General features: G+C 37.7%; 8 protein-coding genes and 1 pseudogene. 1 reads left to right on the top strand and 8 read right to left on the bottom strand.

Annotated features, from left to right (window positions below; all coding sequences use genetic code 11):
• Nucleotides 1–58: 58 nt before the first annotated feature.
• The 5 genes and pseudogenes from RYK20_RS02620 to pheT all read right to left on the bottom strand — a co-directional run bounded on the left by RYK20_RS02620 (nt 59) and on the right by pheT (nt 6,074).
• On the bottom strand, nt 59–952 hold the full coding sequence (locus tag RYK20_RS02620; RefSeq protein ID WP_314894313.1) for a lysophospholipid acyltransferase family protein: 894 nt from the start codon (nt 950–952) through the stop codon (nt 59–61).
• A gap of 9 nt (nt 953–961) precedes the next feature.
• The gene (locus RYK20_RS02615) at nt 962–2,707 is read right to left on the bottom strand and encodes a 2-oxo acid dehydrogenase subunit E2 (RefSeq protein ID WP_314894350.1); all 1,746 of its coding nucleotides are present in this window, start codon (nt 2,705–2,707) and stop codon (nt 962–964) included.
• Nucleotides 2,708–2,926 (bottom strand): annotated as a pseudogene (locus RYK20_RS02610) (biotin/lipoyl-containing protein); the annotation flags it as partial.
• Nucleotides 2,927–3,023: 97 nt separating this feature from the next.
• A complete protein-coding gene (recR, locus tag RYK20_RS02605) occupies nt 3,024–3,632 on the bottom strand; it encodes a recombination mediator RecR (protein ID WP_297980325.1) in 609 nt (202 codons plus the stop codon).
• A gap of 15 nt (nt 3,633–3,647) precedes the next feature.
• The gene (gene pheT / locus RYK20_RS02600; RefSeq protein WP_314894312.1) at nt 3,648–6,074 is read right to left on the bottom strand and encodes a phenylalanine--tRNA ligase subunit beta; all 2,427 of its coding nucleotides are present in this window, start codon (nt 6,072–6,074) and stop codon (nt 3,648–3,650) included.
• Between the two features lie 287 nt (nt 6,075–6,361).
• Here pheT and RYK20_RS02595 point away from each other — a divergent pair, with 287 nt between their 5' ends.
• A complete protein-coding gene (locus tag RYK20_RS02595) occupies nt 6,362–7,171 on the top strand; it encodes a hypothetical protein (RefSeq protein ID WP_297980302.1) in 810 nt (269 codons plus the stop codon).
• 136 nt (nt 7,172–7,307) lie between these two features.
• On the opposite strand, the gene RYK20_RS02590 is transcribed toward RYK20_RS02595, so the two are convergent.
• From RYK20_RS02590 to RYK20_RS02580, 3 genes are all read right to left on the bottom strand, one after another.
• On the bottom strand, nt 7,308–8,855 hold the full coding sequence (locus RYK20_RS02590; RefSeq protein ID WP_297980305.1) for a RagB/SusD family nutrient uptake outer membrane protein: 1,548 nt from the start codon (nt 8,853–8,855) through the stop codon (nt 7,308–7,310).
• A 5-nt stretch (nt 8,856–8,860) separates the two neighbouring features.
• Nucleotides 8,861–11,917 (bottom strand): SusC/RagA family TonB-linked outer membrane protein, encoded by a 3,057-nt coding sequence (locus RYK20_RS02585; protein WP_314894311.1) that lies wholly within the window; start codon nt 11,915–11,917, stop codon nt 8,861–8,863.
• Nucleotides 11,918–12,065: 148 nt separating this feature from the next.
• Nucleotides 12,066–14,216, bottom strand: coding sequence for a TonB-dependent receptor (locus RYK20_RS02580; protein ID WP_314894310.1), 2,151 nt, complete (start codon nt 14,214–14,216; stop codon nt 12,066–12,068).
• Nucleotides 14,217–14,414: the final 198 nt, after the last annotated feature.

The following is a 14,414-nucleotide window of genomic DNA, read 5'->3' as shown; positions in this document are numbered from 1 at the left end:
TTTTTACATTATTAAAGTAGCAAAGATAAGAAAAAACTACGAGAAAAAGAAATTTTTCTCATAGTTTTTTTGATAAATCTTCTTGCTTGGAATGTTTGAACCGATTATGTGTCCAAAGGTAATATTCAGGTTTTTTTCGTATTTGTTCTTCCAATAATTCTGTAAAAGTATCAGTAATCTGATGTTCAGCAGTTTGAGCAGGATACTCTGAAATAAGGACAAAAGTAGCCTCATAATAGCCTCTTTTTATCTTCTGAATATCACAAAAAACTACAGGTATATTGAACTGCTTGGCTATGCGTTCTGCTCCTGTAAATACAGGCACCATAACCCCCATAAAAGTACGCCAATAACCCTTAGGAGAACTTGATGGAGACTGATCACTAGCCAATCCATAAGCACATAATTCTTGGTTATGCTGTTGCTTGCGAATTTCCTCAATTGCTTTATATCGAGAAAGAAGATAACTATGGAATTTTCCTCTAATTTTATGGATAAATCTATCAAAATACTTATTCGTAATAGGTGTATAGAGCGCATAGGAGGTATGAGGTATCTGAGCAGCTAATGAAAGAAGCCACTCATAGCTATTATAATGCCCACACATAATAATAAAGCTCTGCTTATTCTGATAAAACCTATCTAGTAGTTCCTTATTCGGAAAAACCATCCGCCTTTGCATTTCTTTCTGTGAAAAAGACATTGTTTTGAGCATTTCTAGGAAAATATCACAGAAATGATGATAGAATTTTCGTTCTATTTGCTTAATTTCCTCAAGTGATTTCTCTGGAAAAGAAAGTGTTAGATTACGCCTAACTACGCGTTTCCTATACCCTATAATCTTATAAATGAGCACATAAACTACATCAGAAAGTCCATAAAGAGCCCAATTAGGCAATCGTGAGATTCCCCATAGAAAAGGATAAGAAACAATGAAAACAAGTAATTGCATCAATAATACTTATGCTTCTCTATTACTATCCCATTGCTCAAGGTATTGTGCCACTCTCTGAACAAACATTCCTCCCAAAGCACCATTAACCACTCTGTGATCAAAGCTATGAGATAGCATCAGTTTGTAACGTATCGCTATAACATCTCCTTCAGGGGTTTCTACTACAGCAGGAACTTTCTGTATAGCTCCCACAGCTAAGATACCTACTTCAGGTTGGTTCAGGATAGGAGTTCCAAATAAGTTTCCAAAAGCTCCTATATTTGTCAGTGTATAAGTACCTCCCTTTACCTCTTCAGGCTTAAGTTTATTCTCTCTAGCACGTTTAGCAAGGTCATTTACAGACTTAGCTAACCCTAATAAGCTTAATTGGTCTGCATTTTTTATTACAGGAACTATCAAATCACCATTAGGAAGAGCTGTAGCCATTCCTATATTTATATTTTTCTTTTTGAAAATATGCTCTCCATCAGTAGTAATATTCATCATAGGAAAATCACGGAGTGCTTTAGCTACTGCTTCCAAGAAAATAGGAGTAAAAGTAAGTTTTTCTCCCGAACGTACCTCAAATTGTTTTTTATGCTTATTACGCCAATTCCATATACGAGTAACATCCACTTCAATAAAGCTTGTTGCGTGTGCTGAAATCTTCTTGCTCTCGCTCATATAATTAGCGATCAGTTTTCCCATACGAGTCATCTCAATCACTTCTACATTATCATCCACAGGAGAGGTTGTATAGGAAGCTGGTACAGGCTTTTCTTCGGGCTTATTCTTAGGAACTTCTAAGTTTATCTTAGGTTGCTCTGCTTCCTTATAATCAGTAACTTGTGCAGTAACTTGCTCCTGCTTAGGATGACTTGCGGCAAAAGTCTTCATAAAATCAGCAATATCAGGATATTTCACCTCCTCTTGAGAAAGTTCTTGTGGGGTTTCTTCTTTATTTTCTTGAACAGCTTCTTGTGGGAGTTCTTCCTCTGGAAGAATCTCTTCAAGGGTCTTTTGTTCCGAACTTTCTACTACAGGCAAGTCTTGTATAGGTGCTGGAAGATGTGTTTCTGCATCACTAAAGGTAGTTTCCTGTATAGAAGCAGTTTCTGAAGGCTGTACAGAAGTAATAACCTCTTCTTGGAGATCTTCAGCTTTAGGTAACTCTTGTATAGGCTCTGGGAGTTGTTTCTCTATTGTATTAGCAGATTCTTGTATCAAAGAAGATTCCGAAGATTGTACTGGTGCAAAAGGACTTACTCCCATAGCAACTGTTTCCTCTGGAATATTATTCTGTACTGAGCTAGATTCTTCCTCGCCTACTCTTGGAGCATCTTCCTGCTTAGAAGTTACCACAGGTAAAGAAGATATTATTCCTCCCTTTTTATTCTCTATATAACGTAATATATCGTACTTCGTGATTCGTCCTGCAAGTCCTGTTCCCTCTATGGTACGGAGTTCTTCCTCTGAGATATTTTCTTCTTTGGCAATAGTTCTTACCAAAGGAGAAAAGAATGGATCCTCCTCTGTAATCCCTTCATTTTTAGAAGCTTCTATTTGTATAGGTGCAGGCACATATGGGACTTGTTGTGCTATTTCTTCTTCCTGGATTTCAGGAACCTGAGTTGTTTCTTGCGTATGCTCTTGGGAAGCAACTGGCACTATAGCTTCTTGTGTAGGTTCTATAGGTATAGGAGCCTCTGCAGAAGAAAGTTGTATAATAGGCTCTGGGGAAGCCTCTTGTACATCTGTTTCAATAATAGCCATTAGCTCACCCACCTTAACCACAGTTTTCTCTGGGGTCAATATTTCTACAATTACTCCTGATACATCACTGGGAATTTCGGAATCTACCTTATCAGTAGCTACTTCTACCAAGATATCATCTATCTGTACTGTATCTCCTACTTTTTTGAGCCAAGAAGAGACAGTTGCCTCCTCCACACTTTCCCCCATTTGAGGTAATTTCAGTTCGTATCTTGCCATTTTTTAATGCTTTTTAAATTGTTTAGAAATGTCTGTTTTTCTGGGGTTAAAAGTACTATTATTTTCTTAGCCCTCCAAATTCTTTTTATATAAATATTTATTGTACCTCAAAAGGGACTCTATGAAGAATACTCCTTCCTAAGGTAACTTCATCTGTATATTCTAGCTCATCGCCTACGGAAATCCCTCTTGCAATAGTAGAAGTTGTTATTTCCAATCCTTCTAACTGCTTGAATATATAGAAATTAGTAGTATCTCCTTCTATTGTATTACTCAAGGCAAAGATGATTTCTTTTATGGATTCTTCCTTAACCCTTTTCACCAGAGAGGTTATATGTAACTCATTGGGACCTATTCCGTCTATAGGAGATATCTTACCTCCAAGTACGTGATACAAGCCATTATACTGCCCCGTATTCTCTATAGCCATTACATCACGAATATCCTCTACTACACAGAGTACTGAGGGATCTCTATGAAAGCTTGCACAAATATCACAAATCTCTGTATCAGAAATGTTATAACACTTTTTACAATAAGTAATATTATTACGTAAGCTCACCAAAGCACTTGCAAGTCTCTCTACTTGAGCATTGGGTTGCTTTAGCAAATGTAAAGCCAGGCGAAGTGCCGTCCGCTTCCCTATCCCTGGTAAAAGAGCAATTTCATAGACAGCATTTTCCAGTAATTTGGAAGAAAAATTCATCATCCTTTTTCCTCCTTAAGAACGTAATGTTGCCCCTGTCTCTCTCTGAAAAGCTCCTAGTAAAGCCTCCATTACCTTATCTATTTGCGTATCTGTAAGGGTCTTGTTTTTATCCTGTAGTACAAAACTAAGTGCGTAGCTTTTCTTCCCTTTAGGAAGTTTTTCCCCTTGATAGACATCAAATAAAGAAACTTTCTTCAGTAATTCTTTTTCTGTAACGAAAGCCAACTGATATAATTGTTCAAATGAGGTATCTTCCTGAAGAAGCAAAGCTAAATCACGACGTACTTCAGGATATTTAGGAATCTCAGTATAAACTACCTCCTTAGAGAGATTCTCCAGTACTTTATCCCAATAAATATCTGCAAAAAACACCTCTTGCTTAATCTCAAAATGGTTAAGGATACTCCTTTTGACCACTCCAAGGGAAGCCAATAATGTTTTTCCTTTAAAAAGCTGGATACCTTCCTGAAAGATAGCCTCCTGAGATGGTTTTTCTAAAAGAAATTCTATTCCTAAGCGTTGGAATATATTCATCACATATCCTTTGAGATAGTAGAAGTTTGTCCTCTCAATAGGAGCGTTCCACGCCTCTGGATATACATTTCCTGAGAGGAATACACTAAGATGCTTAGGTTCTATATAAGTATCCTCTAGCTTATGATAGGTTTTCCCAAACTCAAAGAGAGCCAAGTCACTACGCTTACGATTATTGTTATAGGCAATGGTCTCCAGTCCTGAGAAGAGCATACTCTGGCGCATTACTGCCAAGTCCTGACTCAGAGGATTCAGTATAGCCACCTGTTCCGAAGGTTTAATATCTGAAGAGAGTTCCTGATAAGTAGCCGTAGTAAGGCTATTATTCATTATCTCAAAGAATCCTTGTCCTGCTAGCTGTGCTCCTATAATATTCTGTATATTAGCATCCTCATACTTACTAGAATGTGACATTGAAGCACTTACCTTGGAAGAAAAATCTATTTTATTATAGCCATATACGCGAAGTATTTCTTCAATAATATCCACATCTCGCTGTACATCTACTCGATAAGAAGGTACTGTAAGCCCCATTCCTATTTCTGTAATACTATTAATTTGGATATCTAGAGAGTGTAGGATTGATTTTATCACCTCTCGAGGAATGACCTGTCCTATAAGAGTATCCACCTTTTCATAAGTAAGAAATACTTGAAAATCCTCTATCTTCTTAGGATAAAAATCAATAGCATCAGAAGAGATTTCTCCTCCTGTAATTTTTTTAATAAGAATAGCAGCTCTCAAGAGTGCGTATTTGCAAGTATCTACATTAATTCCTCTTTCAAAACGGAAAGAAGCATCTGTTGATAGTCCGTATCGCTTAGCTGTTTTACGGATAGCGACAGGATTGAAATAAGCACTTTCTAAGAAAATATGGGTTGTATCTTGGCTTACAGCTGAGAAAGCTCCTCCTATAACTCCCGCCAAGCATATAGGCTTATCTGCATCACAGATTACTAAGTCCTCTTGAGAAAGAGTACGATCGACCCCATCAAGGGTCTGAAGCTTTTCTCCTTCTTGAGCATTGCGAACAATAATCTTCTTACCTGCTATTTTTAGAGCGTCAAAGGCGTGCAAAGGCTGGCCTAAGTCGTGTAACACATAATTTGTAGCATCTACCACATTATTCTTTGGGGTTATCCCAATAGCTTTAAGGCGATTCTGTAACCAAATGGGTGAAGGAGCTACTTTCACATTGGAAATAGTTACCCCACAGTAGCGAGGAACAAGCTCCTTATTATCTACCAAAACATCTATTTTAAGCAAGCGATTATCCACAAAGAAATCAGTAACCGATGGGGTGATAATCTCCTTATTTACTCCTTGCTGTAAGAGCCCTGCTCTGAGGTCACGGGCAACCCCTAAGTGACTCATTGCATCAGAACGGTTAGGAGTAAGCCCTATTTCGAAAATATCATCCGAAACTACACCGAAAACCTCACTACAAGGCTTCCCGTTAGGAAGAGATGGGTCCAATACCATAATCCCTTGATGACTATCGCCTAGCCCCAATTCATCTTCTGCACATATCATTCCGTGACTCTCTTCTCCCCTTATTTTTCCTTTTTTTATCTTAAAGGAATTACCTTCCTTATCATAGAGAATAGTACCAATAGTGGCTACTGCTACTTTTTGTCCTTGAGCTACATTAGGTGCACCACATACAATAGGAACTACCCTACCCTCTCCTAGATCCACCTTAGTAAGGCTTAGTTTATCAGCATTAGGGTGCTTGGTGCATTCCACTACTTCCCCTACAATGACTCCTGCAAGTCCTCCTTTTACACTTTCATATGGGATAATCCCTTCTACCTCCAAGCCTAAGTCGGTAAGGAGTTCGCCTACTTTTTCCTTAGGTAAATCTATCTTAAGGAAGTCCTTAATCCAATTATATGAGATTTTCATAAAATGATATATGTTTTGGAAACGCAAAATTACTATATTTTCTCGTAATGAGAAAATTTTTTTCAAAGAAACTACAAGTTACAGATTCTTCCTTTGAAAATAAATAAAGAGGCAAATATACGTTATTTCGAAAGCTTTGTCAAGTTAAATTCATTCGACAAAAAGTTAAACCCTTGCAATAACTTTGTTATTTTACTCTAAATATAGAAGTTCCCTACTTACTTCTCTTTTGTCAATTAAAAAAAATATGGTACCTTTGCCACCTAAATATTTATAAATTTATAAAAATGAAAAAATTAGGTTTGGCTTTGTGCCTAATAAGCGCTATTGCCTTTGGACAAAATAAAAAAACAGGTTGGGATGCGGCTAAGCTCAAAGGAAAAGTAAAAACATATCGTATTCTAGATTATCGTATAGATGAACAAGGAAAACCTTTCAGAGGTAATACAGAGCTTCTTACAGAATTTAGCCCTAAGGGACGTACAACCAAAATTCGTATTGACAATAATGGTGTGATTATGTCCTACCACGATACTTATAATGACCAAGGATACTTGATAGAATCTGTCTCCAAGGATGAGGATAACAAAACCCTTTCCACAAACCTTTATGAGTATGACAAGAAAGGAAATCGCATCAGGCACGACCTGCTTACAGCTCAAGGGAATATCTTTATGAGTAATTTCTCAAAATATAATGATAAAAACCAACTTATAGAGAAATCCAGCTGTGTAGGAGGAGAATGTGATGAAAAAAGTATATTCACCTATGATACCAAAGGATACCTTATTCAAGAGGATAAATACAAAAAAGAGGCTCTCGCCAGCAAAACCATTTATAAAAATGACCCCAAAGGAAATCCTCTAGAAAAAATCACTTATGATGCTTCAGGAAAACTCCTAAGAAAAATAACTTCTACTTATGACAAAGAAGGTAATGAAACGGAAAATATTATTTATAAGGAGGACGGAACTATTGCTCAAAAGAAAAATTATACTTATGAATATGATAAAATGAGAAACTGGGTCAAAAAGACTGAAAGCGAAAATGGAGAACTCTACCTTATCATAGAACAGAAATTTGAATATTACAAATAAGAGAAGGCTACCTGCAGGTAGCCTTCTTATTTTTTCACATCAATCATTGAACTTTTGGGTTACAAACATCTTTCTACTATTATAGAGTATAATTATAAAGGCTACCTTAAGAAGATAGCCTTTATTTGTTATATTATTACCAACCTGGATTTTGTTGCCATTTTCCCTTTTCAAAGGAAATATCAGCAGCTGGAATAGGCCAAGTAAGCTTATAGTTCCCTGCTGAAATATTCAGCTGATAGTATTCATCGGCAGGTGTAGAGAAAATCGCTGCTACATTCTGAGGAGTCCCTCTGACTACGCCTAAGTTCCAACGCTTGATATCGTACAAGCGAAAGCCCTCGAAGGCTAACTCACGATTGCGTTCGTTTTGGATTTCAGTAAAAAGTGCTGTTCCTGTAGCTGTAATAGAGGTAGCTCCCGATATACGTGCTGTCCTAAGTGCATTAAGATAGGTCTTCGCATTGGTCTCGTCTCCATTCTTATAAGCAGCCTCAGCGGCAATAAGGTATAGCTCAGCTACACGGAGCAATTTTGGCTTGTGCATATAGGTAGGTAGTCCTGAAAAATTGATCTTTAGATTATTATTATCAGGATATTTGGTTACCAGATAAATATCCCTATACACAGTATTTCCGTAATCTACAAAGAGCTTAGTGAAGTAAATACTTTTCCTACGGTCAGCTGTATCGAATAAATCTACAAAGGACTGGGTAGGAATAAAACTTGGATTATAGAGGAAACGCCTTAAGCGTCGGTCATAGTTATTAGCCCCTATATAGATATCATTAGACTTAGGTAACTCATCACTCACTCCTCCAGCAATACTTGTAGGAGCCTTTGCAAAAAGTTGCACAATACTCTCTGTTACAGCATCTTCCTTCCAAATAGCTGCAAGTGATGTTTGGGTTGTTGCAAGTGGATATGTTCCTGCATCAATCAGAGCCTTTGCAGTAGCATAAGCCGTAGCCCACTCTCCTTTGTAGAGAAGCACACGAGCCTTAAGAGCCTTCGCTGCATCTATAGTAAAGGTAGTAGAGCCAACTGTTCCAGCTGTATTGGCAAGCAATTCTTCAGCTTGTGCTATATCTTCTAAAATAAAATCATAAGTTTCTTTTAGAGAGCTAGGAGCTGGAAAATCTGTCACCTTAAATTCTTTTATAATAGGTAATCCATAGGCTGATGATTCATCATAAGCTCCACAAAAGTGAGTTACTAGATATGTATAATAATAAGCACGCCCTAGGTAAAGTTCTCCCAAATTACGTTGTATTTGAGCTCTTTCTACACGTTCTCTCTCTTGTACAATAGGAATATTTGGAATTCCTTTCAGTGCTATATTAATATCTTGAATAGCTTTATAGTAAGCCATCCAAATGGCAGCTGTAGTTGCGTTAGAGGAAGTGAAAGTACTCCAGCGGTGTATCTCAGGGAGAGTTTCATTATTTCTACGTACAGCATTAAGAAAATCTGCTTGTACATCAGTACTATACATAGCATTCCCATAAGTATTTTCACGGAGCCCGTCATACATTCCATTCACCCAATACTGAGCATCTTCTATATTAAGGAATGATTTATGTTCACTGAGTTCATTAAAAGGTTCTTGTTCTAATTTGACACAGCTATGCAAGGAGAAAGCTGCAAGAACGTATAGTGGTAATCTATTAAATATCTTTTTCATTATTTCTAAAATTTAAGTTCAACCCCAAAAGAAAACTGTCTTGAAGGAGGATAGCCTCCTAAAGATATAGGATTAGAAAATTCAGGGTCTGCCCCTTCATATTTGGTTAAAGTAAAAATGTTACGAGCTGTACCATATAAGCGAACTCCCTCGAAAAATCCTATTTGCTCAATGACTTCCTTAGGAAGTGTATAGCTCAAGCTAATACTCTTTAAGCGGAGAAAATCTGCATTTTGTATTAAGCGAGAATCTCCAGAATATACAAAGGTTCCCTCTGTAATTTTTGGATGGCGAGGATTATCTCCTACTGCTTTCCAATAATCAAACACTTTACGACTGATATTCCCAGAAGCGAATGTACCAGGATTTTCACTATAACGCATATCATTATTCACTTTCCAGTTACCCACTGTAAAGGAGAAATTCATATCTAAGCTAAATCCTCCATAAGTAACAGTCCATCCGAACCCTCCATTTAGAGGTGCATGCATTTTCTTCCCTGTAGTTTGTGCCAAATTAGTATTATAAGAGGTTGTTATCTGGCTATCATCCGTTTGTGTTTCCATCTTATCGGCACCAGGAATATACCACTGGGTAAGCCCTGTATTGGGATCTATTCCTTTACGAAGTACTGCTGTATATTCAAGAGGGCGACCTATCTTAAATCCTAAATTACTATTAAGGCTGACTAGAGATTCTCTTCCCTCGAAAATTTCTGTTATCTTCTGTTGGTTATAGTTCATATTAAAATAAGGACGGATACTTAAGTTATTTGCCTCATTATAATATACTCGTGAGGAAATACTCACATCTACCCCTTGATTTTGCATTCCTCCTGAATTCCCATAAAGCTGGGTACGCCCACTAGTAGAGTTATTATCTCGATAAGCAAGTACATCATAAGTCCTACGATTATAATATTCTACATTAAGAGAAGTATTGTGCAAGAGAACAACATTAAGTCCTAGACTTGTTTTCTGTTGCTCTTCCCAACGTATATTAGGGTTCCCTAACCTATTGAGAGTATAACCAGTTTGTGAATCATATAATAGAGATGGGCTTATTACATTAATATTACTATAATTAAGTCCTCCTGCATTTCCTGAAATTCCTGTACTCATGCGCAAGTTTAAATCGGTAAGCCATTTTACATCTTTAAGAAAAGCTTCTTTTTTGATCTTCCACATAGCCCCTACTGCCCAGAAGTTGGCATAACGGTTGTTGGCTCCAAAGTTAGAAGATCCATCACGACGCCCTGAAAAATCTAGAAAATAGCGATTCTGATAATCATACTCTAAGCGAGCAAAATAAGAATTAAAGGCACTGACTGTTTTGCTGTCTCCTGTATAAACTTCTTTGCTTCCGTGAGAGAGCATAGAAAGTCCATCCGAGGGCTGTCCTGTGGTACGCGATTCTAATGCTTTAGAAATATTTTCAATAGATTCCTGCCCTAAGAGAGCAGTAAAACTGTGTGAAGCTCCTAACAAAAATCTGTATTCTAGGGTATTAGTAAAAGTCTTTCTATAAGATTTACTCTCAGATACTTGTGTATAAGCTATATTCTCATAACCAAATCTGTAATCAGTGAATGAACGTAATTGTTTGTTTTGAGATTCTCCTTCACTATACTGAACCCCTCCTTGTGTTTTGAATACTAAATTTTTAATAGGCTCAATCGTTAAGTATCCTATAGGCATTAGGTCAGTTCCATAGGAGTTACTAGGATGCTTCTCTGCATCATACTCTGGGTGATAGAATCCTGTGGCACGTCCTGTAATCCCTGTAATAAAGTTTTTTCGGCTTCCATCTGGATTGGTAGGAGTATAAAGTGGCAAAGCAAGTACTCTTGCCCCTGCTACAGTAGACCGTCCTCCTTCTCGCTCACTATACCCCGCAGAGAGTGAAAGCCCAGCCTTAAGCCATTTATTAATACGAGTATCCACACTTGTACTAAGGTTATAACGCTTGAAATCTTGAGAAGGAGCTGTAGAACCTTCTTGCTTTAAATAACCTGCTGAAAGATAATAGGTTGTAGAGGCTGTTCCTCCTGAAATAGAGACATCGGTACGAGTGGTAGGTACGAAATCGCGGAAAAAGACCTTATCCCAACGGGTATTGTAGGGATTTTCAGCTAAGATTTTCTCTACTGCTCGCTGTGTATCTACCTCTGTACGGCCTGATACGCCTGCTGCTGAACGTATTGCTGCAGGATCTCTCTGTGACCAAAATTCTAAATACTCACGAGGAGTCATCATATCATCAAAGAACTTACGGCTGGCACTTGTAATTGCATTGAATCCAGACTGATGACTAATAGAGATATTGGTTCGTTCATTAAATCTACCTCGCTTAGTAGTAATAAGAATCACTCCATTAGCTGCTCGTGACCCATAAATAGAAGTAGAAGCCGCATCCTTAAGCACTGTAACACTCTCTATATCATTAGGGTTAAGATCTGTCATAATACCAGAACTTACTTGCATTCCATCTACTATATAAAGAGGAGTTTGGTTTGAGACACTTCCTTGAAGTGCTGACTGGAAGTTATTAAAACCGTGAATAAGCACACTTGAGGAGCTACCTGGACGTCCTGAACCTGTGGTGACCACCATCCCTGCTACACGTCCCGCAAGAGCATCCATCGCATTAGCATCAGGAGTTCGTGCTATTTCCTTACCCTGTACAGTAGCTATAGAAGCTACCGTCTTACTCCCTACCTTAGGAGCTCCATAACCTGTTATGACAAGCCCTGTATCTATCTCCTGTACATCTTCCTGCATCGTGATATTCATTATTGTAGATTTGGCTGTCACTTTTTTCTCAATATTCTTCATCCCGACAAAGGAGTAATAAAGGACATCCCCTACCTTAGTAGCAATGGTATATTGCCCTTTTTCATTCGTAGAAGCTCCCTTGCTAGTTCCTTTGATAAGGATAAATACACCAAGTAAGGGTTCTCCTTGCCCATCTTTCACCGTTCCTGTAACGGTAATATTCTGCCCAAAAACCAGAGGAGTGGTTAGTAAGAACAGAATAAATCCATAGAAAATTTTTAGTCTCATTTCCATTTTTTTAAAGAGTGCAAATATCTATAAAAAAAACGAAACTAACAAATATTTCTTTATTTTTCTTTTGTTAATAAAAAAAATCGCTTTATTAAGGTTTTTAATAAAACGATTTTTCTTTTTAAGACCTAAATATCCTTATTGATTAATATCTGTAAGTAAGACTTAGGTTAAAGTAACGTCCATTACCACGAGCATATTCAACATCACGGGCTACGTGCATAGAAGCTACTGTATAATATACCTTATCCATAAGGTTCTCTATCCCTAAGCCTAAGGATAGGTTCTTATTAAAGGCATAGCCTGCACTGAGAGAGAAGAGGTCTATAGAACGAATGGCACCTTGCCCTTCGTTGTATTTTCCTGTAGCTGGATCTACCAAAAAGCGATCGCGTTCTCCTGAATGTAAATAGTTCAAACGTACAAAGGAATTCTTAGTTGGTTTTACATTGGCATAAATAGTAGCTTTAGCTGGAGAAATAGAAGAGCTATTCATATAAGTGTCAAAACTATTACTCGTTTTGGGTTTCTTCTTTCCTTCATAAGAAATATAGCTACCACCAAGGGTAAGCCAATGTGTAGGGTGTACATCCAGAGCTACCTCGAAGCCATATATTCTTTGTGGGTCTTTGCTCACTACCCAAAAATGTGTAGTTCTATCCATTTCCAACTCGCTACCCAATTCAGATGTTGTATAGAAATAGGAACCACTAAGATCCAGATACTTTCCTATCTGAGAATAGAAGCCTGCCTCATAATTATCTACCACTACAGGGTCAGTATTGATTTTTCCTTTAAGCGCATCGGCACTTGTAGCTTCACGTACTGTACGTCCTAAATCATAAATGGAGAATCCTTGTGAATAAGACACAAATGGTTGGAAATATTTATATTGGTTGTAAGAAAGTCCTACATTAGGCGATAAGTTTTTGTAGTAAAGATTATCCCCCGCCACAATGGTTACTGGGTCTGTATTCCTATTGCGTAGTGCTTCAAAAGTAGGGATAGATACATTGATATAGTCATAACGTGCACCTGCCTTAAGTGTCCAATAGTTGTAGAGAGTAACTTTTGCTTGCAGGAAAGGAGCTGAATTATAAGCCGTTAGCATAGGCACCCAAACACGCCCATCCACAAGGGGTTGTCCTGTTTTGTCAATAAGAGCATCTGCTCCATAGAGTAGGTAAGCAAAGATATTTTTGCCTAGTAAGAATTTAGAAGTAAGTTGGGCACGAATTCCATATTTCTCTCCTACAATAGTAGCTTGTCCGCTGGTGCTACGCCAGCGAGGTGCTCGAGGATTGTGGCGACGATAATCAGCCATAAGCTTATAGTGCTGGGTGAGAGCTACTATTTCTAAGTCTGTATTAGAAAATATATTATTGGAGGTAGCTTTTAGATAGGCATTATGGGCATAGTAAGTACCATCAGGTTTTTCTTCTGGATTTCGAGAACCAAAAACTCCTATACGAGGACTTATTCCGTACTGCCCTCCTGAAGCTACTAAAGGAGAATTTTGGATACTTTGGAAATAGTTATACATACCCTCTATTTGGCTATTTTCATCTATCTTATATCCGAGCTTCACCATTCCATTATAGGAACGAATATTCCCCAATCCATAACGAGGAGAGATATACAAGCCTTCCCCATCAATAGCGGTTCCTGTTTGTCCTAAAGCTCCTGCTACCAAATAGCTAAAACCTTTGTAATTCCCATAGAATTGTTGCTTGAGGTCATAACCAAAGCCCTCGTCCTCCTTGATAGATTCGTGAGCAGAAGCTCCTATGGTAGTCTGTCCTCCTATGACCCCACTTTCGGGTATTTTTTTGGTTACAATATTCATCACGCCCCCTACACTTCCATTCCCATAGATAGCGGAAGCCCCTTTGACAATTTCTATACGCTCAATAGCAGAGGGATCTATAGTACGTAGGCGAATACTGTTTTCTCTCAAAGGAGAAGACTGGGGTATTCCGTCAATAAGCACCAACATACTTCGTCCGCGCAGCGTCTGATAACGGTTATTAGTCGTATTGCTAGATAGTGCCAAGGCTGGTTCTACCATTCCTATCAGTTGGGAAAGGTCTGGAGCTATTTGTATAAACTCCTTAAGCTGTTTTTGGTCAATAACTGTTACATTGGCTACAGCATTGGTCTTTTTCTCAACTATACGATTAGCTGTAATCACGACTTCCTCCAACCCAAGAGTATCTTTTTCTATATTATATGCTTTTGGCTGTTGTGCATAACCTATAGCAGAAAAAGACATAGCAAAAATGGCTATTTTCTTCATAAAAACAATTTATATATTTGGGTGCAAATATATAAAATTATTTAGAAATAAAACAAATAAATATAAATATTACTGAATAGATGAATAAAAATACCTTTGCTTATATACAAGTTTGTATTCTCCATCATTTGTGGGGCGATATACTTCTTTTAGAAATAGAATATTAGTTAAAGAAACACATAAAACGTCTATAAATCA

The organism is uncultured Capnocytophaga sp., from assembly GCF_963525585.1.
GTDB lineage: Bacteria > Bacteroidota > Bacteroidia > Flavobacteriales > Flavobacteriaceae > Capnocytophaga.
Note: the sequence above shows the minus strand (reverse complement) of the source record. Positions and strands in the feature narration are given on the sequence as shown.